General features: G+C 36.0%; 22 protein-coding genes. 5 read left to right on the forward strand and 17 right to left on the reverse strand.

The window, feature by feature from the left end; genetic code table 11:
- Nucleotides 1-15 precede the first annotated feature (15 nt).
- The 7 genes from parC to RHO11_06980 all read right to left on the reverse strand — a co-directional run bounded on the left by parC (nucleotide 16) and on the right by RHO11_06980 (nucleotide 10,225).
- Complete coding sequence (parC, locus tag RHO11_06950; protein WVD60248.1) at nucleotides 16-2,259, reverse strand: DNA topoisomerase IV subunit A; 2,244 nt, start codon at nucleotides 2,257-2,259, stop codon at nucleotides 16-18.
- 43 nt (nucleotides 2,260-2,302) lie between these two features.
- Nucleotides 2,303-4,192 (reverse strand): DNA topoisomerase IV subunit B, encoded by a 1,890-nt coding sequence (gene parE, locus RHO11_06955; protein ID WVD60249.1) that lies wholly within the window; start codon nucleotides 4,190-4,192, stop codon nucleotides 2,303-2,305.
- Nucleotides 4,193-4,590: 398 nt separating this feature from the next.
- Nucleotides 4,591-5,226, reverse strand: a complete 636-nt coding sequence (gene prfH / locus RHO11_06960; protein ID WVD60250.1) for a peptide chain release factor H — start codon at nucleotides 5,224-5,226, stop codon at nucleotides 4,591-4,593.
- A 4-nt stretch (nucleotides 5,227-5,230) separates the two neighbouring features.
- Complete coding sequence (locus tag RHO11_06965) at nucleotides 5,231-6,316, reverse strand: RNA ligase RtcB family protein (GenBank protein WVD60251.1); 1,086 nt, start codon at nucleotides 6,314-6,316, stop codon at nucleotides 5,231-5,233.
- A 230-nt stretch (nucleotides 6,317-6,546) separates the two neighbouring features.
- The gene (gene mutT / locus RHO11_06970) at nucleotides 6,547-6,948 is read right to left on the reverse strand and encodes an 8-oxo-dGTP diphosphatase MutT (protein WVD60252.1); all 402 of its coding nucleotides are present in this window, start codon (nucleotides 6,946-6,948) and stop codon (nucleotides 6,547-6,549) included.
- 97 nt (nucleotides 6,949-7,045) lie between these two features.
- The gene (gene secA / locus RHO11_06975; protein WVD60253.1) at nucleotides 7,046-9,766 is read right to left on the reverse strand and encodes a preprotein translocase subunit SecA; all 2,721 of its coding nucleotides are present in this window, start codon (nucleotides 9,764-9,766) and stop codon (nucleotides 7,046-7,048) included.
- Between the two features lie 123 nt (nucleotides 9,767-9,889).
- Nucleotides 9,890-10,225, reverse strand: coding sequence for a hypothetical protein (locus RHO11_06980; protein ID WVD60254.1), 336 nt, complete (start codon nucleotides 10,223-10,225; stop codon nucleotides 9,890-9,892).
- 363 nt (nucleotides 10,226-10,588) lie between these two features.
- Between RHO11_06980 and orn the strand changes: the two genes are divergently transcribed.
- The 3 genes from orn to hemH are packed head-to-tail and all read left to right on the forward strand — an operon-like array spanning nucleotide 10,589 to nucleotide 13,403.
- Nucleotides 10,589-11,140, forward strand: coding sequence for an oligoribonuclease (gene orn / locus RHO11_06985; GenBank protein WVD60255.1), 552 nt, complete (start codon nucleotides 10,589-10,591; stop codon nucleotides 11,138-11,140).
- A gap of 4 nt (nucleotides 11,141-11,144) precedes the next feature.
- A complete protein-coding gene (gene waaA / locus RHO11_06990) occupies nucleotides 11,145-12,419 on the forward strand; it encodes a lipid IV(A) 3-deoxy-D-manno-octulosonic acid transferase (GenBank protein WVD60256.1) in 1,275 nt (424 codons plus the stop codon).
- 12 nt (nucleotides 12,420-12,431) lie between these two features.
- Entirely contained in the window at nucleotides 12,432-13,403 is a 972-nt protein-coding gene (gene hemH, locus RHO11_06995; protein WVD60257.1) for a ferrochelatase, read from the forward strand.
- 118 nt (nucleotides 13,404-13,521) lie between these two features.
- Here hemH and RHO11_07000 read toward each other — a convergent pair whose 3' ends face one another.
- The gene (locus RHO11_07000; protein ID WVD60258.1) at nucleotides 13,522-14,685 is read right to left on the reverse strand and encodes a M20 aminoacylase family protein; all 1,164 of its coding nucleotides are present in this window, start codon (nucleotides 14,683-14,685) and stop codon (nucleotides 13,522-13,524) included.
- A 499-nt stretch (nucleotides 14,686-15,184) separates the two neighbouring features.
- On the opposite strand from RHO11_07000, the gene adhP reads away from it, so the two are divergent.
- Nucleotides 15,185-16,216 (forward strand): alcohol dehydrogenase AdhP, encoded by a 1,032-nt coding sequence (gene adhP / locus RHO11_07005; GenBank protein ID WVD60259.1) that lies wholly within the window; start codon nucleotides 15,185-15,187, stop codon nucleotides 16,214-16,216.
- Nucleotides 16,217-16,266: 50 nt separating this feature from the next.
- Here adhP and RHO11_07010 read toward each other — a convergent pair whose 3' ends face one another.
- The 6 genes from RHO11_07010 to RHO11_07035 form a co-directional block, all read right to left on the reverse strand.
- Nucleotides 16,267-16,629: a transcriptional regulator GutM gene (locus RHO11_07010; GenBank protein WVD60260.1), complete on the reverse strand. Its 363-nt coding sequence runs from the start codon at nucleotides 16,627-16,629 to the stop codon at nucleotides 16,267-16,269.
- 87 nt (nucleotides 16,630-16,716) lie between these two features.
- Nucleotides 16,717-17,496 carry a sorbitol-6-phosphate dehydrogenase gene (gene srlD, locus RHO11_07015; GenBank protein ID WVD60261.1) on the reverse strand — a complete coding sequence of 260 codons (780 nt, stop codon included), beginning with the start codon at nucleotides 17,494-17,496 and terminating at the stop codon, nucleotides 16,717-16,719.
- 56 nt (nucleotides 17,497-17,552) lie between these two features.
- Complete coding sequence (locus RHO11_07020) at nucleotides 17,553-17,924, reverse strand: PTS glucitol/sorbitol transporter subunit IIA (protein WVD60262.1); 372 nt, start codon at nucleotides 17,922-17,924, stop codon at nucleotides 17,553-17,555.
- 49 nt (nucleotides 17,925-17,973) lie between these two features.
- Entirely contained in the window at nucleotides 17,974-18,975 is a 1,002-nt protein-coding gene (locus RHO11_07025) for a PTS glucitol/sorbitol transporter subunit IIB (protein ID WVD60263.1), read from the reverse strand.
- Nucleotides 18,976-18,989: 14 nt separating this feature from the next.
- A complete protein-coding gene (gene srlA / locus RHO11_07030; GenBank protein ID WVD60264.1) occupies nucleotides 18,990-19,538 on the reverse strand; it encodes a glucitol/sorbitol-specific PTS transporter subunit IIC in 549 nt (182 codons plus the stop codon).
- Between the two features lie 318 nt (nucleotides 19,539-19,856).
- Nucleotides 19,857-20,627 carry a DNA-binding transcriptional repressor gene (locus RHO11_07035; protein WVD60265.1) on the reverse strand — a complete coding sequence of 257 codons (771 nt, stop codon included), beginning with the start codon at nucleotides 20,625-20,627 and terminating at the stop codon, nucleotides 19,857-19,859.
- A gap of 475 nt (nucleotides 20,628-21,102) precedes the next feature.
- Here RHO11_07035 and RHO11_07040 point away from each other — a divergent pair, with 475 nt between their 5' ends.
- A complete protein-coding gene (locus RHO11_07040; protein ID WVD60266.1) occupies nucleotides 21,103-21,822 on the forward strand; it encodes an AraC family transcriptional regulator in 720 nt (239 codons plus the stop codon).
- A 4-nt stretch (nucleotides 21,823-21,826) separates the two neighbouring features.
- Here the strand turns inward: RHO11_07040 and RHO11_07045 are convergent, their stop codons facing one another.
- The 3 genes from RHO11_07045 to fsa all read right to left on the reverse strand — a co-directional run bounded on the left by RHO11_07045 (nucleotide 21,827) and on the right by fsa (nucleotide 25,496).
- Nucleotides 21,827-22,972 (reverse strand): YibE/F family protein, encoded by a 1,146-nt coding sequence (locus RHO11_07045; GenBank protein WVD62862.1) that lies wholly within the window; start codon nucleotides 22,970-22,972, stop codon nucleotides 21,827-21,829.
- 71 nt (nucleotides 22,973-23,043) lie between these two features.
- Nucleotides 23,044-24,591, reverse strand: coding sequence for an alkaline phosphatase (locus RHO11_07050; GenBank protein ID WVD60267.1), 1,548 nt, complete (start codon nucleotides 24,589-24,591; stop codon nucleotides 23,044-23,046).
- Between the two features lie 242 nt (nucleotides 24,592-24,833).
- Nucleotides 24,834-25,496, reverse strand: a complete 663-nt coding sequence (gene fsa / locus RHO11_07055; GenBank protein WVD60268.1) for a fructose-6-phosphate aldolase — start codon at nucleotides 25,494-25,496, stop codon at nucleotides 24,834-24,836.
- Nucleotides 25,497-25,636: the final 140 nt, after the last annotated feature.

Below are 25,636 nucleotides of genomic sequence, written 5' to 3' on the forward strand. Positions count from 1 at the left end.
TTTCATAACAATCACCTACTCGTCAATCTCAATACGATCAATCCGTTGTAACCCTCTTGGCAATAGGGTCCCTTTGCGACCTCGTTCTGCCATAAACTTTTGTAAATCCACAGCTTTGAGCGTCAATTTACGTTTACCCACATATAACGTGATGGTTGATTCCGTAGAAATCAATGTCATATAAGATAAATAATCTTCATGTTTTTCAGCTTGTGCGCTTGGTATTGAAATAATCTTATTCCCTTTACCTTTAGAAAGTGCTGGTAAATCCATTACTGGGAAAATTAGCATTCGTCCTGCTGCCGTAATTGACAGTAGTAATGCCTTTTCATCATGAATTTCTAGCAATGGCATGACCTTAGCATTAGTCGGTAAGGTAATAATTCCCTTACCATTACGGTTACGGGCAATCAAATCAGCAAACGTACAAATAAAGCCATAACCCGCATCAGAAGACATTAAAATTTTCTGTTCATCAGATGAAGACATAATCAGGTGTTCAATTGTTGCACCAGCCGGTAAGGTTAACTTACCTGTTAGTGGTTCACCTTGACCTCGCGCTGATGGCAATGATGTTGGTTCAACAGCATAACTTCTACCTGTTGAATCAATAAAAACCACAGGTTGATTACTCTTCCCTTTCACTGAAACTTTATAATTATCACCCGCTTTATAACTTAACGAAGTAGGATCTATATCGTGTCCTTTTGCGCTCCGTACCCACCCCATTTCTGATAAAACAATGGTAACAGGTTCCGATGGAGCCATATCTTGCTCAGTAATCGCTTTCGCCTCACCACGCTCAACAATCGGAGAACGTCTATCATCACCATATTTTTCAGTATCAGCAATCAATTCTTTCTTAATTAAGGAATTTAATTTTCGGCTAGAACCTAAAATACCTTGTAAATGGTCTCGTTCTTTAGCCAGTTCATCTTGTTCACCCTTAATTTTCACTTCTTCGAGTTTAGCTAAATGGCGTAATTTTAACTCTAAAACAGCTTCAGCTTGTAGATCACTTAATGAAAAACGCTTAATTAATTCAGCTTTAGGATCATCTTCATATCGAATAATGTGAATCACTTCATCAATATTTAAGAAGGCAATTAATAAACCTTCTAAAATATGTAGTCTTTTTAAAACCTTATCCAAACGATAATTTAAACGTCGAGTTACAGTATCGCGACGATACTCAATCCATTCATTCAAAATAGTTAATAAGCCTTTAACCATCGGTTTATGATCAAGACCAATCATATTCAGATTAACCCGATAACTTTTTTCGAGATCAGTCGTTGCAAATAAATGGTTCATCACTAGATCTAAATCGACTCGATTTGAACGTGGTACCAGTACTAATCTTGTTGGATTTTCATGATCTGACTCATCACGTAAATCTTCAATTAAAGGTAGCTTTTTAGCACGCATTTGGGCTGCGATCTGTTCAAGAATTTTTGCGCCAGAGACTTGATGAGGAAGATCAGTAATAACAATATCCCCTTCTTCTTTATTCCACACCGCACGCATTCGAATTGAACCTCGACCAGTTTCATAAATTTTCGCAATATCATTTGGCGAGGTAATAATTTCGGCTGAAGTTGGATAATCAGGTCCTTGAATATGAGCCATCACATCAGTCAAAGACGCATTCGGATTCTCGAGCAACATAATTGTTGCATTAGCAACTTCACGAATATTATGTGGTGGTATATCAGTTGCCATACCAACAGCAATCCCGGTTGTACCATTTAATAAAATGTTAGGTAAACGAGCTGGCAACATTTTAGGTTCCTGCATCGTACCATCAAAGTTAGGCACATAATCAACCGTCCCTTGCCCTAACTCACCGAGCAATAATTCAGCATATTTAGATAAACGAGACTCTGTATAACGCATGGCCGCAAATGACTTAGGATCATCTGGAGCCCCCCAGTTACCTTGACCATCGACTAAAGGATAACGATAAGAAAACGGCTGAGCCATTAACACCATCGCTTCGTAACAGGCACTATCACCATGAGGATGATATTTACCAAGTACATCCCCGACTGTACGAGCCGATTTTTTATATTTTGCCTGAGCATTCAAACCCAATTCAGACATCGCATAGACAATTCGTCGCTGAACTGGTTTTAAACCGTCGCCAATAAATGGCAATGCACGATCCATTATCACGTACATTGAATAATTTAAATACGCATTTTCTGTAAACGTTTGTAGAGACTGGGCTTCTACGCCATCATGCGTTATTTCACTCATGTGTATTCCTTCATTTTTCTTAATAAAAAGAAATCAATAAAATCTAAATTTCTAATTCAGCTTGATCGCCTTTATTTTGCAACCATTCTCGACGATCTTCTGAACGCTTTTTAGCTAAAAGCATATCCATTAGTGCCATCGTCTGTTCTGAATCATCAAGGGTTAATTGTACCAAACGTCGCGTGTTAGCATCCATTGTCGTTTCTCGAAGTTGTAATGGATTCATTTCACCTAACCCTTTAAAGCGCTGTACATTCGGTTTACCCTTTTTACGCTTTAATTGCTCTAAAATTCCCGCTTTCTCTTCTTCATCCAGTGCGTAAAATACCTCTTTGCCTAAATCAATACGGTATAAAGGCGGCATAGCTACATAAATATGTCCCTGTTCAACAAGTGAACGGAAATGACGTACAAACAGAGCACAAAGAAGTGTAGCAATATGTAAGCCATCTGAATCAGCATCGGCTAAAATACAGATTTTTCCATAACGTAATTGACTTAAATCATCGCTATCTGGATCCATACCAATTGCGACAGAAATATCATGAATCTCTTGTGAACCCAAAACCTCGTCCGATGAGACTTCCCAAGTATTGAGAATTTTACCCTTCAGTGGCATAATTGCTTGAGTTTCGCGATCTCTAGCCTGTTTTGCTGAGCCTCCCGCAGAATCGCCCTCAACTAAAAAGAGTTCTGTACGTGATAAATCTTGTGATGAACAATCGGCTAACTTACCAGGTAAGGCCGGACCACTTGTTAGCTTTTTACGAATAACTTTTTTAGACGCACGTAAACGTTTTTGGGCACTAGATATCACCATTTCGGCTAATAATTCAGCGATCTGTACATTCTGATTAAGCCATAAACTAAAAGCATCTTTTACAATAGCGGAAACAAAAGCAGCAGATTGACGAGAAGATAAACGTTCTTTTGTTTGACCTGCAAATTGAGGTTCTTGCATCTTAACCGATAATACGTAAGCACAACGCTCCCAAATATCATCAGCAGTCAATTTTAAACCTCGCGGTAACAAATTACGAAACTCACAAAACTCCCGCATCGCGTCTAATAGACCCTGGCGCAAACCATTAACATGCGTACCACCTTGTACTGTTGGAATCAAATTAACATAGCTTTCTGTTAATAGTTCACCACCTTCTGGTAACCACAATAATGCCCATTCTACAGCTTCGGTATCACCAACATGTTCGCCTGTAAACGGCGAATCAGGTAAAAGTGTATAACCGCTGACAGATTCAATCAAATAGTCAGTCAGTCCCGCTTCATAACACCATTTTTGTTCAGTTTTATTGACTTTATCTTTAAAGATAATTTCAAGACCCGGACATAAAACAGCTTTTGCTTTTAATAAATGTTCTAAACGTGGTACTGAAAATCGAGGTGAATCAAAATATTTTTCTTCAGGCCAAAAGCGTACTTTTGTTCCTGTATTACGGCGGCCACAAGTACCTGTTACATGTAAATCTTCAACCTTATGTCCCTGTTCAAAAGCAATTTCATATACTTGTCCATCGCGATTAACAGTAACTTCAACTCGTTTAGATAAAGCATTAACAACAGAGATCCCAACACCGTGTAAGCCGCCCGAAAACTGATAATTTTTATTGGAAAACTTACCGCCAGCATGCAAACGGCAAAGTAATAGTTCAATTGCAGGCACCCCTTCTTCAGGATGGATATCAACCGGCATTCCGCGCCCATCATCGATTACCTCAAGAGATTGATCGTCATGCAAAATAACCTGAATATGTTTAGCGTGACCAGCAATAGCTTCATCGACACTATTATCAATAACTTCTTGACCCAAATGATTAGGTCGCGTGGTATCGGTATACATCCCAGGTCGATGCCGAACCGGATCTAACCCTTTTAAAACCTCAATATCAGTAGCATTGTAACTAGATTGTGTCATAACATAACTTCATCAATACGAAAAATTGCCTGCATTATACTAGAATTATAAGAAAATGCGATCTTACTGATATGACGTTAGTACTCATGCAAACAAAATAAGCTATCTATTTGCTCGCTCTCTTTGATTTTCTATTTTTTCTAGCTCATTCAATGTCACAATCGACACTATATACAACATCCGCAAGACATTTTAATAAAAGAGATAGCCAACAATTATAATCTCAAAATGAACTGAGATATATCTCCCATTAATTGATATAGTTTGCACTATAGCTAGTCTCGACTGACTCAGATAAAAAGCTCGATATCTAAAAAACAAAATTGCTAAATTAATAGCAATTTTGTTATCTCACTCGTTAAAACAAAACCAAACTTTTTAAAGAACTTAATATAGAACTATTCAATCACTTGTTTTGTAAATTGTTCTGTAAATTGTTCACCATAAAATATTCGGATCGGATTACCTCGTTCAATAAGTTGATGAACTTGGTATTGAGCTGCTTTATGATTTTTAAACTTATCGTTGTTTATTTGAGCAATTTTATGTTCCAGTAACTGCATAGCCATTTTTCGGTTTGCATGCTGACTACGTTCCGATTGAACTTTAACAGCAATTCCTGTTGCAATATGTATTACTCTAACCGCCGATTCTGTTTTATTAACATGTTGCCCCCCTGCACCAGATGATTTGCAAGTTTCAAAACGAATAGCACTATCAGCAATCGTTTGTAAAGGTGATAAAGAGGTAACACTAATAAACCAATTTTTACGTTTATGTTTCGGTCGATAAGGACTTTGACAAATCCACTGTATCGATCCCTGCCAACGGTTAATCAGATGCTCAGTGCCATCACCTTCAACAGAAATAAGAACGGAACATAGCGTATTAACAATATCCCCTTGTTCCTGTTCTAAAATATCTGCCTGTATATCATTAATAGCCGCTTCACGTAAAAACAGTGTTAATGCTTTACTTACAGCTAAACAACACTCTGCAGGTCCTTTGGCAGCAGAAAATTGTAATAATTGCATAACATTATCCCCCTTTTGTTTTATAAGTTAAAACGGGTGTTAATTGTGCAATAACTTCAATTAAATTAGCCTGTTGCATAGATTCAATCACACTATCAATTGATTTATAAGCTTGTGGGGCCTCTTCATAAACGAGATCACGATCATCGCAAATCACTCGACTACCCAACTTAGTTCTCATCATCTCATTACTATCATAGCGATTTTCAAGTTTTGCCTTACAATCCGCACGACGCCATTTTCTTCCTGCACCATGAGCTATCGAATATAACAAATCTTCATTCGCTAATGGTTTCACTAAGTAGCTATAATCCCCTCTTGAACCCGGAATAATAACAATACCGGCTGTTGAAGGTGAAGCACCTTTACGATGTAAAAAATGAGATTCACCTTGCCAAGAGATTGACTCTAAAAAATTATGAGGAACATTCAATATTTCCTGTCCAGCTGTATGTAAGTTATCCAGTACCCTTGCCGCCACAGTCTGTCGATTAAGTTTGGCAAAAGCTAACGCATTATCATGGCGAGCTAAGTAACTATTTGCAGCTAAACTGTTTGCGGTTAATCCCTGTTCGCCAAATTCGTCCATATATTGTTGCAAAATGCCATGACCTAATCCTCTTGAGCCAGTATGCACTAGCAAAAAAAGATGTTTAGCATTTAGTTGTAACTCACTAAATTGTTGTTCATTATAAATTTTACTTACTTTTTGCAACTCAGCAAAATGATTACCGCCACCCAAAGTACCTAACTTATATTTGTGAGGTTCTGCTGGTTGATCAATATCACCGATTCGTCTAGTAAGTTTATCAATGCTCAATTTAGCAATCGATATTTCGGTTTGCCAAAGTGCCATTCCACATCCAATATCGCTCCCAATTAAAGCTGGATAAAACATCTTTGTTGATAAAAAAGCGGCGCCAATAGGATGGCCTTGTCCGGGATGTAAATCGGGCATTCCAACAACTTTCGACATATTGAGTAAATTAGAACTAGCAACTAATTGTTCGATGGCAAGACCATCAATCCATGTATTTTTTGATGCAATCAAAGAGGCTTTCTCTGACAACATCTGTATAGAATTGTCCATATACCAATCCATTAATTAAATAATTAAGAAATAAAAATATTTTTAGACTGGCAGGCTAAATCAGAAAGGTAAATTGAATCGATAAATATATTGAATTAATAATTATTCTGCAATTAGCCTGCAAAGGTGAGATAAACAAATCATAATAAATTCTCCTTTGCAGTTAATAGTTGCGGCATGATAGATCGATTTAATAGAAATGTAAACACACTACCGGATAATAATAGTGATTACATACTTTGATCTTGGTTTTTAAGCATCTCAATTAAAATACGATTAGCATCTGGGAAGTCGTCAGCATTAAGCTCATCTTCATATACCCAGCGGCTATTTTGTCCCTCGACAGCGAAAGGTTCACCATCCCACTCTTCAACCAAATAAGCATGAATAATGATAAAGCGATCACTATATTGATGTTCAACCGTTTTCAAATATTTAGCATGATGAATATGGATATCAATCTCTTCAGCCAATTCCCGCTGCAAAGTCATAAATGGTGTTTCATCGCTTTCAACTTTACCACCAGGAAACTCCCAAAAACCAGCTAAATGAGAATTTTCACCTCGTTGAGTAATAAATATTTTGCCATCTTGTGAACGGATAATACCAACTGCAATTTCAACTTTTTTCATGATAATAGTAAACGGTTTCCTGACAGTGGTTAGATGTTATAGCCATCTCAGCTATAACATCAATATGTATAAAAAAACATCATACTAAATTTTTATTTTATTGAACAGCCCCATGACACTGTTTATATTTCTTACCAGAACCACAAGGACATGGGTCATTACGACCTACTTTGGCTTGTGCACGTACAATAGGTTGTGCTGCATGAGGTTGTTCATCATCTTGTGGCGCATCCATATCACTATGCATAAGCTGTTGTTGCTCAGCAAGTCTAGCCATCTCTTCTTGTCTTTGACGCTCAGCTTCCTCAACTTCTTCTTGAGAACGGATACGTACACGACTCAAAATACCAATGACATCATATTTCAGCGATTCAAGCATTGCAGCAAACATCTCAAAAGATTCCCGTTTATACTCTTGTTTAGGATCTTTCTGTGCATAACCACGTAAATGAATACCTTGACGTAGGTGATCGATTGCGGCTAAATGCTCTTTCCAAAGCGTGTCTAACGTTTGTAACATGACATTCTTTTCAAAATTACGCAATCCTTGGCTGCCCGCAGAGAGTTCTTTTTCTTGATAAACTTCAGTTGCAATTTGTAAAACACGTTCACGAAGTGTTTCTTCATGTAAATTAGGTTCATCATTAAGCCATTGTGAAATCGGTAACTCAAGAGCAAAATCGGCTTTTAATGCGGCTTCAAGACCCGGCACATCCCACATCTCTTCAATTGATTGTGGTGGAATATAACGATCAATTAAAGTATTAAATACATCAACACGAATTGAATCAATCGTATCTTTAATTTCAGCATGATCTAATAGGTCATTACGCTGACCATAAATAGCGCGACGTTGATCATTAGCAACATCATCAAATTCGAGTAACTGTTTACGAATATCGAAGTTACGGCTTTCAACTTTACGTTGAGCATTAGCAATCGCTTTAGTCACCCACGGATGCTCTATCGCTTCACCCTCTTTCATACCTAGTTTACGCATCATACTACTGACTCGATCAGAAGCAAAAATACGCATCAATGGATCTTCAAGAGAGAGATAAAAACGCGATGCCCCTGGATCGCCCTGACGACCAGCACGACCACGTAACTGATTATCAATACGACGAGATTCATGACGCTCCGTACCTAAAATATAAAGACCACCTAATTCAAGGATCTCTTCGTGACGAATTTGCCAATCTTGTTTAATTTTTGCAATCTGTTCTGGTGTTGGTGATTCTAATTTAGCAATCTCCATCTGCCAGTTACCACCTAACATAATATCGGTACCACGACCAGCCATATTAGTTGCGATAGTTACGGCACCTTTACGTCCTGCATCAGCAATAATCTCAGCTTCTTGAGCATGGAATTTAGCATTTAATACATTGTGCTTAATACCTGCTTTAGTTAAAAAATGGGAAACTAACTCTGATTTTTCAATTGATGCAGTACCAACCAATACTGGCTGCCCTTTTTCTACACATGCTTTTACATCAGCGACGATAGCATCAATTTTTTCCTTTTCAGTCATATAGACTAAATCAGCGTGATCTTTACGTACCATTGGTTTGTTTGTCGGGACAACAATAGTATTTAAACCATAAATTTGGTTAAATTCAAAAGCCTCAGTATCAGCGGTCCCGGTCATACCAGCTAGTTTTTTATATAGACGGAAATAATTTTGGAAAGTAATCGAAGCTAAGGTTTGATTCTCATTTTGGATTTTTGCCCCTTCTTTTGCTTCTACTGCTTGATGTAAACCATCCGACCAACGACGTCCTTCCATTGTTCGACCAGTATGTTCATCAACAATAATAACTTCACCACCTTTAACAATATAGTCAACATCACGATGGAAAAGATGATGAGCACGCAAAGCGGCATTAACATGATGCATTAAAACAATATTATGAGGTGCATATAATGATTCATCACCTTTCATTATCCCTTCACGAACCAATAATTCTTCAACTTTAACTAATCCACGTTCAGTGAGATTAACTTGGCGCGATTTTTCATCGATCGAAAAATCACCTTCACCTTGGAAGTGTTCACTATCTTCCTTTTCTTGTTGAGTCAAATAAGGAATAATTTTATTGATACTAATATAACGTTCAGAACTATCTTCGGCAGGACCAGAAATAATTAGAGGTGTTCTTGCCTCATCAATCAAAATAGAGTCGACTTCATCGACAAGTGCATAATTTAATGGTCGTTGTACCCGTGACTCTTTATTAAACACCATGTTATCGCGCAAGTAGTCAAAACCATACTCGTTATTAGTACCATAAGTAATATCAGCATTATAAGCTTCACGTTTAGCTGGAGCAGGCATATTCGGTAAATTAATACCAATCGTTAGACCTAAAAACTCAAATAAAGGACGGTTATTTTCAGCATCACGTTGTGCTAAATAGTCATTAACTGTTACCACGTGAACACCTTCGCCAGTTAATGCGTTTAAGTACGCTGGTAGTGTCGCCGTTAAGGTTTTACCTTCACCTGTACGCATTTCTGCAATACAACGTTCATTAAGCACCATCCCACCAATTAATTGCACATCAAAATGACGCATACCAAACACACGCTTACTCGCTTCACGAACAACTGCAAAAGCCTCTTCTAAAAGTGAATCTAAACTTTTACCATCAGCAATACGTTGCTTGAATTCAACTGTTTTTGCTTTAAGTTCATCATCACTTAAAGACTCCATTGACGGCTCTAAAGCATTGATGCGTTCAACGCGCTTACGCATAGTTTTTAATACACGATCGTTACTGCTACCCACTAGTTTGGTTAATAATTTTAATAACATAAAACTCTCTTTTAAATAATCAGTTTTGAATAAATGGCTTGCCACAGTTTTACTCGCACATACAGATATAAATGGCGGTAATTGTGACTATTAAATTGATGATATTAATTGAATTTATTTCAATTAAATAAGAAAGATAGGCCCAGCTCGAATACCGTTATAAGGCGTGAGACGAATAACAGGACTCACATCATCATAATTAATTGAGGAAGGTAAAAGCGGTTGATTAACCTGTTGCTTTACATTAGTAATGCATACAGTTTGTATTTGATTATCAGACTGATGTTCATATAAATTCACCATTACAGCAGCAATGGTAATAATATTAGCCGGTTGTTGAGTCACTGGCGCAGCACTTTGTACAGACAAACTAAAAGCAGCCGCAATCATCCCAAAGAAGAGATGCGGTAATGCTATTTTAATTGCAAAATGTTTGCTAAATGTACGCCAAGTATTCATCTTATTAATATTATTTAATATATATTTTCGTATTAGCCTGACTACAGACAAGAAGTTAAACTATCGTATATATTAACGTATTTTTTATTTTTTGGCATGTTTTCTTTTTCACTCGGTTATATTTGCGGTGATATCTCATCATAAGTAATATACCGTTTCGTTAGAATATTGCTGTAACATATCATTTTAGTGTAAAAAAGATTGCGATTGTCATTGGTATAAAAATTGTAATATCAACGTAATTGAAATAATTACTGATTCTGGAATATCACGATAATCATCAATTTTATCGATTGAATTTAAAAAATTGGCCTAAGATATGCTAAAATCAACCATAATTAATATTTAGAAAGAAACGCTATTATGACAACACAGCAAAATAAAAATAACCTAATTTGGATCGATCTAGAAATGACAGGACTCGATCCTAATCGTGATCGTATTATTGAAATTGCAACTATTGTAACGGACTCCGAGCTTAATATACTTGCAGAAGGACCCGTTATTGCCGTTTCTCAGCCAGATTCTCAACTCGCATTAATGGATGAGTGGAATGTTACAACACATACTCGTACGGGCCTTATTGAGCGCGTAAAACAGAGTCAGATTAATGAGCAACAAGCTGAACAACTGACTATTGATTTTATATCACAATGGGTTCCCGCTAACTGTTCACCCATTTGTGGTAATACAATAGGACAAGATCGACGCTTTCTATTCAATTATATGCCTAATCTAGAAAAGTACTTTCACTACCGTTATTTAGATGTAAGCACAATAAAAGAGCTGGCTCGACGATGGAAACCAGAAATATTGTCAGGTTTAACCAAACAAGGTACACACCAAGCGCTAGATGATATCAAAGATTCTATCGCAGAATTAGCTTATTATCGGACTCACTTTTTTAAAGAATAACATCATGCAACTTGTATATACCTGTTTACTTTATATTATCCAGCCTTTTGTTTGGTTAAAATTATTATGGCGTAGTCGAAAGGCTCCTGACTATCGTAAACGCTGGTTAGAGCGATACGGTTTTTGTCGTGGTAAAGTGAAACCTCACGGTATTTTAGTCCATAGTGTATCTGTCGGCGAAACAATTGCAGCGATTCCATTAATCAAACAGTTACAAATTCGTTATCCAAATTTACCAATTACTGTAACAACAATGACACCAACAGGTTCACAACAAGTTAAAAAATCATTAGCAGATAGCGTTAGTCACGTCTATTTACCTTATGACTTGCCTTGTGCTTTAAAACGATTTCTGTCTATCTTACAACCTAAGATAGTCATTATTATGGAGACAGAATTGTGGCCAAATTTAATCTGTGCACTAAAAAAACGTAATATACCACTAGTGATTGCAAATGCTAGGCTTTCAGAACGCTCAGCTAAAGGGTATAGCAAATTAGGCAAATCAATAGCGCAATTGATGCCCAAAATTAGCCAAATTGCGGCACAAAATCCTATTGATGGAGAGCGCTTTGTGCAATTAGGCCTACCTAGAAAACAGCTCAGTGTAACAGGCAGTATTAAATTTGATATTGAACTTAGTGATGAACAGTTACAAAAAATTGCTACACTAAGATCAACTTGGCAACTAAATCGGCCGGTTTGGATTGCGGCGAGTACCCATCAAGGGGAAGATGATATTATTTTAATAACCCAAAAAATGTTATTAAAACATTACCCAGATTTATTATTGATATTAGTACCTCGTCACCCAGAACGCTTTATCGCAGTTGAAAAACTAATTAGTGAATATAACTTAACTTATCAATTACGCAGTGATAATCAGATACCAGATCAACAAACATCGGTAATATTAGGTAATACCATGGGTGAATTATTACTGCTTTATGGGCTCGCTGATATCGCGTTTGTTGGTGGTAGTTTGGTGGATCGCGGTGGGCATAACCCTCTTGAACCCGCATTGCATCACTTACCAATAATAATGGGTGAACACTATTTTAACTTTAAAGTGATTTGCCAACAGTTGATTGATGCAAATGGACTCCTCATTACGCAATCAACAACTGAGGCATTATATAACCATATGAATACATTACTTACTGACACTACATTAAGACATGCGATTGGTGAAAATGCTTTTCAAGTGCTAAGACAAAATCAAGGCGCTCTTGGACGATTACTAACAGTCATCGATACTGAATTATCCGATGCAATATAGAAAGGGGCTATCATGACAAAGAAACAGGGCATTTTATTGGTGAACTTAGGAACACCAAGCCATGCAACACCAGAGGCGATTAAACAGTACCTTAAGGAATTTTTACTAGATCGCCAGGTTGTTGATCTCAATCCATTAATTTGGCGCCCTATTTTGCAGTGCTTTGTCATCCCCAAACGACTAAAATATATCGTCGAGCATTATCAATCGATTTGGTTAAATGACCAATCACCACTATTGTATTACAGTCAGCAGTTGTGCCAAAAAGTCCAATCGCATTACCCTAATGTTAGCTGTGAACTAGCCATGACCTATGGTGAACCAGATCTTAATGACGCATTAATACGGTTACAACAATGTGATACAGTTCATGTAATTAGTTTGTATCCGCAATATTCAACGACAACAACATTAGCCGTAATTAATAAAGTTAAACAGTTAACTAAAAATTGGCCACAATCACCTATTTTCAACTATTTACATGATTATGCAGATCATCCAAAATATATCGCAGCACTTGTTAATCAAATCGATCAACATATTTGTATTAATCAACCTGATACCTTAATTTTATCCTATCATGGGATCCCAATGAGCTATATTAAGAAACGCCATGATGAATATGCCCAGCGCTGTGAATTAACCACCATGCTCGTGAAACAAAAAATAGCACAATATTATCCTAAACTTGATATTATTATGGCTTATCAATCTCGATTTGGGAAAGCGAAATGGACTGGGCCCAATACAAGTGATGTCTTATGTGAACTAGGTAAACAAGAAAAATCAGTAGCTGTTATTTGCCCTGGATTTTCAGCTGACTGTATTGAAACATTATATGAAATTGATGTAGAAAACAGTGAGTTATTTATCGGCTGCGGCGGTGAACAATTTAATTATATCCCTGCACTCAATGATAGTCAGATGCAAGTTGATATGTTATCCGCTATTATTGATGAATTACTCGACTATAATTCCAATTAGACGTTGGGATTATAGCCAATAATAGAGTTTAGTTCACTTTACCTAAGTATCACGCTCGAATATTGAATACTTTTCAATGCAACTTTTCGCTAACACCAAGTTCACTAAAATAATACTATTAAGATAACTCTGCTTTAACGATCTCAATAAAATAAGCAACCGCAATAGGTAAAATTTCATCATTAAAATTGAACTGAGGATGATGGAGATTGGCTCCCTCTCCTGCGCCTAACCAAATATAAGCACCGGGCTTAACTTGTAACATAAAGGAAAAATCTTCAGCTCCCATTGATGGTTGAACATCTGTATGGACTTTATCCTCACCAACAATCACTTTAGCCGCCTTAATAGCAAGCTCAGTTGCTTGTGGGTGATTAACTGTTGCAGGGTAACGACGTTCATAACGGACGTTCGCTGTCGCATTAAAGGTCTGTGCGACACCATCTGCAATCTCTTTAATCCTTTTTTCAGCTAAATCTTGTACCTCTGTTGCAAAAGAACGTACAGTACCTCGAATCACAGCCTCTTGTGGTAAAACATTCCAAGTGTCGCCACTATGAATTTGCGTCACGCTAACCACCAATGAATCTAATGGATTAATACTACGACTAACAATTGTCTGTAATGAATTAACGACTTGGGTTGCTGTCACAATCGTATCATGACCTAAATGTGGAGCGGCGGCATGTGCTCCTTTACCGGTAATTTTTATATCAAAAATATCATAGGATGCCATTAATGGACCTTTGCGGATAAAAAATTCCCCAAATGCCATATTTGGCTGATTATGCATCCCATAAATTGCTTCAATGGGAAAACGCTCAAACAAACCATTTTCAACCATTACGCGACCACCACCTTCATTCTCTTCTGCTGGTTGAAATATTACGACAACAGTGCCAGAAAAATCTCGATGACGAGCTAAATATTTGGCTGTTCCGAGTAAAATAGTTGAGTGACCATCATGACCACAAGCATGCATTTTACCGTTAATGGTCGAACAATAATCAACCTTATTTTGTTCAAGTACATCAAGCGCATCAATATCAGCACGCAACCCAATCCATTTACCAGGTCGATTACCTTTAATAACCCCTACAACACCAGTTGGAGCAAATTCAGTATATAGTTCATCAATACCAAATGACTTTAGTTTATCTATGATAAATTGCGTGGTCTTGTGTTCTTCAAATGCCGTTTCAGGATAACGATGAATATGGTGACGCCACTGAACCATCTCATCTTTTAGAGCGATTATATTGGGATTAATATTGTTGATCATGTTGTACCTCTATTATATGTATATCACCAAAGTGCAGTTTCTATATCTTATACTTTAACATTGGTGTTTAATATTTGTTATCTAATGGTAATTTGACTCAATAAAAAAGAAAATCACCGCAATCATTAGCTTGTTCTAACGTAAAAAAGTATCGATTATTAATCTTATAACATATAGCTATATTAAAAACATCGATTTAATCTTAGAAAAATTTTAATGATTCTATCTGCAATATCTTAAATGTTAAAAATCATTTTAAGGACTTATGTAGGTAACTATAGAGTAAGATAAGTTAGTTAGAGAAATGATAAATTTGAATATATTTATAACTTTTGGCTATATAAAAGAGTAAAAAATAGCTTATATGAATCATTATAAATAAATTTTTAATTAAATTTGCTCAAAAATGAGGCATAGCTCAACTTTATTCCCATCCGTTTAGGCTAACATGCAGGTAATTATACTTTAAATTTTAACTTTAAATTTTATAGGAGAACATATGAAAGCTGCAGTAATTAGACAAGATTGTAATGGTCAAGTTGAATTAAAAGATATTCCTATTAGAGCACTTGAAGCAGGAGAGGCACTAGTTGAAGTGGAGTATTGTGGTCTATGTCACACTGATTTACACGTCGCAGCAGGTGATTTTGGTAAAAAACCCGGTCGGGTTATCGGCCATGAGGGTGTTGGTATCGTAACCAAAATAGCGCCAGATGTTAAAAGTTTAAAAATCGGTGATCGAGTCAGTATTGCCTGGTTCCATGCAGGTTGTGGTACCTGTGAATACTGTATTTCAGGTAACGAAACGTTCTGTCGTAGTGCTTTAAATTCAGGATATAGCGTAGATGGAGGTATGGCTGAACAATGTATCGTTAAAGCAGACTATGCTGTAAAAGTACCTGATGGGCTTGATCCTGCACAAGCGACTAGCGTTACTTGTGCCGGAGTTACCACTTACAAAGGAATCAAAGTTGCTAATACTAAACCGGGTCAATGGCTCGCTGTTTTTGGAATTGGTGGTTTAGGAACGCTCGCCGTTGAATATGGTAAAAATGTTTTTAATAATAAAGTTGTTGCTATCAGTAATAGCGATAGCCAATTAGAACTCTGCAAAAAACTTGGTGCTGATTTAGTTGTTAATCCGAAAAAAGTTGCAGATGTTGGTGCATATATCAAAGAACATACCGATGGAGGGGTTCATGGTGCAGTGGTGACATCAGTAACCAAAGTCGGATTTAATCAGGCAATTAATTCAGTTCGTCCACTAGGTCGCGTAGTCGCATTAGGCTTACCGTCAGAAACAATGGATTTGAGTATTCCGAAAACAGTATTGGATGGTATTCAAGTACTAGGATCTTTAGTCGGAACTCGAGAAGATTTAGCTGAAGCTTTCCGCTTTAGTGCTGAAGGTAAAGTTGTACCTATTGTTGAAAAACGTCCATTCGAAGATATAAATAGTATGATAGATGAAATGCGAGCAGGAAAAATTCAAGGTCGCATGGTTATTGATATGAAAATGAAGAAAAAATAATATCGAATAACGATAAAAGGATAAGTATTAAACTTATCCTTTTATTTTGCCTATTTTACAGCTAATGCTGATACTAGCGCGCTTTGACAGGCGACTTGATTAGGGAAAATTTTTTTTACATCAATTTGATGCAAATTTACTCCATGCAGTTGTGTTATTGGTTTTGGTGATGCTAAAACAGTTAATCCTTTCATAAGAACCGAATCAATCACATCATAATTTTCATTAAAAGAGAGTGCAACTAATACCCTCGGTTTAAATCTTCCTGTATTACTACGACCAACAGCAAGATAACTACCACTTTGCATTGCTGCGAAAGCCTGATTAAAACGTTTAATTTGCAACCAACTCAAACTAATTTGTAGCACCCATGCAATTAGCGCTAAAGTAATCAATGCTGTTGTCGTATTCATTATACTTTCCATTTAGTAGTTAATAATATGTACTTTATCCTAATATAAATAACATCCGATTGTTATCTACTAGGCAGTATCAATCAATTAAAACATAACCTGACCACCCGTAATATTAATTGATTGACCTGTGCAATAAGAAGCTTTATCACTAGCATAAAATAGTAATACATTTAAAGCATCTTGATAATCACAGCCTCGTTTTAAAGGTACCTTATCGATATAAACTTGTTCGACTTCAGACTCACTAATGCCTAATTTTTTAGCATATTGTGGTAACAATGACTGGAACATCGGCGATTTTAACAAATTACCTAACATTAATGAGTTGACTGTAATTCCATGTTCGGCTAAATCTAAAGCTAAGGATTGAGTTAACCCAACTCCACCAAATTTAGCGGCACTATAGCCAGAATTATGTTTACTACCGACTTTACCCGATTTAGAGTTAATCTGAATTATTCGACCTGGTATTTTATTTTTAATCATTAACTTAGCCATTTCTCGAGCACATAAAAAATAGCCAGTTAAGTTCACATTGACGGATAAATTAAAATCGGCGAGAGCAAATTCAGTAATCGGGTTAGCCTTAGCTACGCCGGCACTATATACCATTAAATTAATTTGTTTAAAAGTTTGTTCAATATCATGAGCAAGTTTAATCACACTCTCTTCATTGGTTGCATCAACTTTAAAACCATAAGCTGTTTCTGCACCATATTTTTGATTAATTTCCTGCGCAACATGTTTAGCATTATCAACATTAAGATCTGCAACGGCAACACGATAACCAGCTTCTGCAATTCCTTGACACAAAAAAGCCCCTAATGTTTGTCCACCACCAATAACAACAGCTACTTGTTTCATATTTTTTACCTTTTAATCAAAAAGTTATATTTCATTATTCGTTTTAACCATCAACATTATTTATTGCCTTTCACTACAATTTCATCACCAATAGCTAATGTTTCAGGTATTGCACCATCGACATGAATTGAACCGGGTAACTCTGCGCTATCACCGCCATCAAAACGTAGGGTAAGGTGCCCCAATTCACGAAAATTTGTCGTAGCGACAGCACCTACCGCAGTAATCAGATACTCTTGTTGCCCTAATTTAATAATTTGTCCTACCGCCAAATCAGCAAGCAATTCATCATGAGTATGTGTAAAACAGTAATCTGATAAATCAGCAGGTGCCCCCTCTTTAAAAGTAATCAGCATCCCCTCTGATAAGGTATCCTTAGCAAATTCACCAATATTAGAAACCGTTGATTGATAAATAATTTTTTGCATAATTTAAAATCCTGTTAATTTGAAAACTAAACTTGTTATCAAAATTCAATTATTGATAGATGAAAAACGATACCGCCCATGCAATAAGGACAGTCGGAGCACCAGTCAAAAAGCGACTAACAAGTACGGATGGAACACCAACTCGCACGGTATCTTGTTTTGCTTCCGCTAAAGATAAACCAACAGGAATAAAATCACATGCAGCCTGTGAATTAATCGCGAACAAAGCCGGTAGTGCCAAATAAGGAGGAATATTACCTAACCCGATTTGAACCCCAACTAACGTACCAATCACTTGCGCAATAACTGCACCAGGGCCTAAAAATGGGGAAAGTAATGGAAATGAACAAATTAACGCTAAAATAACCAAACCAATTGGATTATCCGCTAATGGAACTAAACCGTGAGCAATTAAATCTCCTAAGCCAGATGCAATAATTATCCCAATTAGAGCTGAAACAAATGCCATAAAAGGAATAATCGTCTTTAAAACAGTATCAATCGTATCGCGCCCAGCTTGGAAAAAAATGGCAACACCGGATCCCATGCCGATACCGATTTTAGCTAATAGGCCATCGCTTTGTTCAGAGATTTTTTTGGTCGTGTCATAATCTTTATGTACTGTCTTTTCTGCCTGAATCGTCTTTTCAGCCGTACTAGGAATTGGTTCGCTCTGTAAATCTTTTTCTAACAAAGTAATATTTTGAGGTTTAACACCTGAGACATAAATATCTTCAACTATATACTGAGCAAGCGGGCCCGATTTACCCGTAGCATGAATATTTAATGTCGGGATACGATTTTTAGGATAAATACCACAGCGTAAAGTACCGCCACAGTCGATGACTGCAATACCGATTTCGCTTTTATCGGGCTCCCCCTCTTTAAAACCATCAATGGCTTGCCATCCCGTTATTTCAACTAATTTATCAACAACAGCAGGCCGAGTTCCTGCGGCAATATAAACAATTTTTTTACCATCAATAATGGGTAACTCTAACGGTCCACCCCAGCCAGCATCACCTTTTTCAATACGAATATATTTAGTCATTGCAATTTCTCCTGTTAAAGATGAACTTTTCTATCTAACGTAATTCCCATTTTTTTCTCAAAAATGGCAGTAGTAAGATCGGTTATCCAACCGCGGAAAAAGTTAGTAAATAATCCGACTAAAAAGTAACTAACCGCAAGAGGTCCTAACGGTAAACCAAGTGTTGTTAAGCCAGAAGCAATACCAAGATATACAAATAATTCACCAGGATTAACATGGGGAAATAAACCATTCATCGAGTGACAGCTGTATGAAGAAGCGGCATAGTAACTCGGCTTATAAAACTCAGGCATAAAACGCCCTAAACTCAGAGTCATTGGATTACAAAAGACGAACGTACCAACAAGAGGTAAAACTAAATAACGTAAAATAGGATTGCTTGCACAAGCTTGTGCCAATCTTTCAATACGATGTTGACCAATCAATTTAATAATGGCATTCATAACAACGAGTAATGAAATTAATAAAGGTAGAATTCCAGTTACCATGCCAACAAAAACATTACCCCCTTCCTGAAATAGTCCAATAAACCATTCAGCACCATGAGAAATAGCTTCAATCATAATATATCCCCTTAATTAATGAATAGAACTTATATCCAAAGAGCGAAGGGATAATAACAATAACTAAAATCTATTTCTTTTAAGTCGATCACATTTCAAGAAAAATCTTTCACTTTGAAAGATTTTTCTTTCATATGAGTTATTTTTAAATTTTAAATAAAATCATTATTAAAAATAATAGAGCGAAATAGCTATCAAACGATAGCTAAATAAATGAAAAGGAATTGATTTACCAAATAGAAATGCAAGAGGATTAGATTTAATTTATTGAAAATATTAAAGTTATAATAAATACACTAAAAGGTATATTTGGTTTACTTAAACCTCGACTAAAACAACATTAATCCCCATTTTGATTAATGCATGATAATATTTTTGATCTAATTCACTATCAGTAATAATCGTATCTACAGATTTTAAAGAACAAATCACATTAGGACTACGCCGACCAAATTTTGATGAATCAACAAGCAATACCAGTTTAGCGGCCGCTTTACACATAGAGACACTACCCTCATAACTTTCATTAAATGTCGTCACACCACCAACTAAATCAACACCGTCAGCGCCCATAAAAAGCATATCGAAAGAGTAATTAGATAGTGAAGCTCCAGCGAGTTTATTGCTACTATGAAAAGATGCAGATTTACGACGAAATGTCCCCCCCATTAGCACAATAGTCTGATCATTATCAAAACTTACAAGCTCATTCACCATATGCAAACTGTTGGTCATAATCGTCAAATGCTTAAATTTTGCTAGCATAGGAATCATTTGTGCAACAGTACTTCCCGCATCAAAAATCAAAAAATCACCTTCATGAATAAGTTTTACCGCCTCATCAGCAATTTTTTTCTTTTTATTGGTATTAATAAAGGTTTTATTATCAACAGGTTGATCACCAACCTCTTTATTTAACATCGCCCCACCATAAGTTCTGATAACCATATTATTATCAGCTAATAAAGTAAGATCTTTACGGACTGTCGTGCCAGTAGTATTAAATACTTGTGCCAAAACATCGACAGTAGTATGCCCATTTATTTGCAAATAATCTAAAATCGCCGCTTGTCTCTCTTTAACTTTCATTATGTTTACTCATGTTATGTGTGGCTATAAATATCAATGCTAATCAATCTATAAAGATCATTTAGTTAACCAAAAAGAACGTTATACACTGAGATAATCGTGCCAATAACTTATCATTAGAATTACTGTAATTATAAGATAGTAAGTTTCATAAAACAATCAATTATCTTTCATAATGAAAGATCATATTTTTATAAAGATCATTTCATTATAATAAATATATAAAACCGATTATTTCATTGTGTAAAAAACTGAAAAAGTGCTAATATTTTAACCAATTGCCATTATTCAATAAGTCACAAATACAATGGTTGACATCCTTTTTTAGTATTGGAGCCCTATGGCACACCTAATTAAGAATTTACTAGCAGAGCTAGTCAACGAAAAGCGATTAATAAAAAATTGCTATTGCACAGATATTGTGTCTTCCACGCAACGAGGTCATTATATTACGCCCATCTCTTGCGTTCAAATAATGATCAGCGGCTCACTAAAAATTATTCGTCGTGAAAAAAATCACACTGTATATAAAACACTCACAGCAAATGATATCTTTTTTACACACTCAAATGATTACACAACTAACATTTACTTAAAACCCGTAACCTTGCTGAGTATCCTATTCGAAAAACAGCATATAAACTGCAATTTATTATATTGGGATGGACAAGATTTCTCACTCATTGAAGAGGTTCACTATAATTATAAAGATTATCATGCCAATCAATATATTATCCAAGCGCTCAGTGAGCTATCTTTACGCTATATAAATAATGAGGCAATAACAAAAACATATCGCTTTCTTATATTGGGCTTATTGAATAATATTCTTTTATCAAACTCGGTACAAACAACCGTTTACACAACAAAAAAGTTACGTATAACACTAATTCGTCAATATATTGATATCCATTTTCAAGAAACAGTAACTCGCGAACAGTTAGCTAATTTATTCCATATTAGTCCTAACTATCTATCATTCGCTTTCAATCAAGAACAAGGAATTGGCCTAAATGAATATATTTTACAAACTAAATTACGACATGCTAAAAAATTATTAATCTATAACCAACTTAATATTAAAGATATTTCTACTGCAGCTGGTTTTCAGGATGATAGTTATTTCCGACGTATTTTTAGAAAAAAAATCGGTTGTACACCAACCGAATATAAAGATCGATACGGTAAAAAATAATGACTCATTCAGTGCTAGATTTTGATCTAGTCAATAAAAATCCACTGGTTATCGCGGTAAATGGCACCACAGTAATTAAACCAAAGCTACCAATCATCGTATGTAAAATCTCAGCAGATACATAATTAAAATTTAAAATATTAACCAAGGGAACTCCTTGACCAACAAATACCATTAAAAGCGCTAAATATCCGCCAGAATAAGCTAATAACAGTGTCGTTGTCATCGTACCAATTACCGCTCGACCAATAGTTAACCCAGACTTAATTGCTTCCATTTTACTAATATCAGGTTTTTTGATAACAATTTCATTCACAGCAGAAGTAATATCCACAGCAACATCCATGACAGCACCACTTGAGGCGATAAAAATACTAGCAATAAAAATATAATTCAAATTGAGTGTAGAGAATCCAGAATACAATAAATTCTCGGAAAAGCTCATGATCGCACCATGAACTTTAAATACATCAACAAAATAGATAGCCATTCCAGCGGTTATAATTATCCCTAAAAAAGATCCTAATACAGCAGATAAAAAACAGCGACCAAAACCATATACAAGCATTGTAATGAGTACTGTTAGCAATAAAGTAAACATCATACCAACAATGATAGGATGATAACCCATTAAAAATGCAGGAATTAATACTTTCCAAATTGCTAATACAGTAAACAGAAATGAGATAATCGCCCGCACACCTAGCCAACCCGCTAAAGCAATTAATAACACAGCAAATGCAATAACTAAAATTAATTCAAGATTTAAACGATAATGATCAACCATCGTCACTTTAATAATTTCACTATTTTCTATATTTGGCTGCATAACAATCAGAGCTTTATCTCCGACATTAAATAACTTATCTGACTCAAGTTTACCTAGTAACATATTACTTGCGATAAATCGTTCACCAGAATATAGACCTGACGCAACCTCAACTTCACAGACTTGATCACCATAAGTAATTAAACCCACATGATTAACCATTGAGTTATCGACAGAAATAACCGTAGCTTTAGCGCGAATATGGTTATCATAAACTGGATTCTCAAATTGATTGGGTAAAAAAAACATAATAAGTGTAATAACAAAAGCAATAGCAGTCGGGATAATCTTATTATCTGATAATAAAGTGGATAATTTCATCACATATTACTCGTTTTTATTAATCCCATCGATTCACCAATGGGATTAATAAACTTAAATAACGATTAAGATTAATCCACTAAAGTTAGTGACATCATCTTCCGTGGAATTTCAGTATTTTCATAAATACCAGAGAATGACTCTTGCCCAACACCTTTAGCATAAACCGCCGCAGGTAATCCAGTATGAGCTGTAGTTGTCCAACCCAGTCCCGCTTTGCCATTTAAAATATGGGTTACCGCAATCTGTAGTGGCTCCTGATCATAATAAGAATATTCGATACGATAGCCATCAGTTTTACGATATGGGCGTTTATCGTAAGGAATTAAACTTTCTAAATAACCTTGATGCAATATGACAATATCTCGTTCAGAAAGAACAGCTCTCGGATTATCTTTAGCCTGAGGTGAAGTTGCTTGATATAAACCAAATAAAGATTCAATATCTTGTAATACTTGCTCAAAACCAATCTGCTCATTACGATATTTAGTAATATAATCACGAGAATATTTTTGCCCTGAAATTTTTTGACTAGCTAAAACATTAAAATAGGTATCATAGCCTGTTGCACCAAAACCGATACCAAATCCACCCGTTTCATGATCTCCCGTTACAATAATTAACGTTTCATCCGGATGAGCGGCATAAAAATCCAATGCAACATTGACAGCATCTTCTAATGAAGCTACATCATGAATTAAGGTTGCAGCATCGTTTGCATGGGCTGCCCAGTCAATTTTTCCACCTTCAATCATCATGAAAAAACCAGTATCATTCATCAATAATTCGACCCCCTTTTTGGTATAATCTGCCAATGTCAAATCCTGACTATTACGATCAATCGAATAATCCAAAGCCGCATCACTTGGGGTATCAAGTATTGCATTGATCGCTAACACTTTTTGTCCCTCTTTCGGTTTTAAAGCATCAAAATCAACTTTAGAATTTACATAGGTATAACCAGCTTGTTTAGCGATATCAACTAAATTTTTCTGTGTTCCATCATAGCCTGTCGGTTTTTTAAAACCACCACCACCAAAATAATCAAAGTTACTATTACTCAGATCAAGACCAATATCATAGTACTTATTTCGACTAGTCTGATGCGCATAAAAGCCTGCTGGGGTTGCATGGTCAATCGAAACACTACTGATAATACCGACTTTATAATTGTTTTTCTCTTTAAGTAATGTCGCAATTGAAGGATGTGGTCGATTAAATGCATCAACACCGACGCCACCATCAAGAGCTTTATAACCCGTTGCTAATGCCGTTGCAGCGGCGGCAGAATCAGTAATAAATTTTGAAGCGTCATAAGTTGTTGCTGCGCCTAATACAGGGAAAGAGGCAAAAACAGGCATACTCGCTTTTGGTGGATTATCGGGAGTGGGCTGTGCGAGGGTACCGACAAAACTATTATCAATCGTACCGCGATAAACACCTAAAGAAGTTGCTTGAGGAAAACTCATTCCATCGCCAATAAAATAGAAAATATATTTAGGTACTGCCGGTGATGCTGTTGTAGTGGGTGCTGCAATCGCATATGTGGACAGACATAATGCCGAAAGTGTTAGAACCTTGGCAACGAGTGTCCATTTCGAACCTACTTTTTTACTCATACATTGCTCCTATTTATGTTTATTTTTAGTACGTTATATTAAAGGCAATGTATGAACGGTGAACAATGGATATTTATACGATCTCATGGATTTTTGTACCAATAAAATAAAAATGAGATCTGTATCAACTTTATAATGGTTATTGTCGAAATAGGGTTAAATGATCATAATAAAAAAGTATTGCACCATAAAAATAATGCAATACTATTTAATAACACAAAACAATAAAGGGCCGATGTTAACTACATCATCAATGAACCAAATGCCTGCCGCCAATCGCATTCAAATTTATTTATAGCAGCATCAACAGCAGGATCTGCAATAAACAGTTCAGCAATATCAACTGGAACAGTGACCGAACCGCATCCCGCCAGTAAACAATCTAATACTTGTCTTGGTGTTCTAAAGCTAGCAGCCAGCACTATTGATGATGGGGCATGTAATGTTAATAATGTTTGCAATTCATTAACCACATCAATTCCACTACCACTTTGCGCATCAATACGATTAACATATGGCGCAACGTATTTAGCTCCCGCTAAGGCCGATAACAATCCCTGTACGGCACCATACACAGCTGTACCTAAAGTTGGAATGCCTTGTTCAGTTAATATTTTTATCGTAGTTAGTCCCTCTGATGTGACAGGCACTTTTACAACTAAGGATGGAAAGTGTTTAGTTAATTTTATAGCTTCATTAACCATGTCCTTAGTATTATTGGCGATTACCTGTGCAAATAGTTGTCCATCGGGGCCAATAATATCTTGTAACTGTGCTAATACCTCAAAAAGCGGTTTTTTCTCTTTAGCAATAATGCTTGGATTCGTTGTTACCCCTTTAATCGGTAAAATTGGTAATAAACGTTTTACAGCATTAACATCAGCAGTATCTAAATAAAATTCCATTATGTTCTCCTAACAAACTAAAATTAACTTTCGCTCAAAAACAACTATAATTTAAAAAGGAAATATTGCCTGTTTTTTATTATAAAATATGATAATGGTCACATATTATTCACTGCTTTGTATAATTCTCGCTACAATTC

Source organism: Orbaceae bacterium BiB (genome assembly GCA_036251205.1).
Taxonomy (GTDB): domain Bacteria; phylum Pseudomonadota; class Gammaproteobacteria; order Enterobacterales; family Orbaceae; genus Orbus; species Orbus mooreae.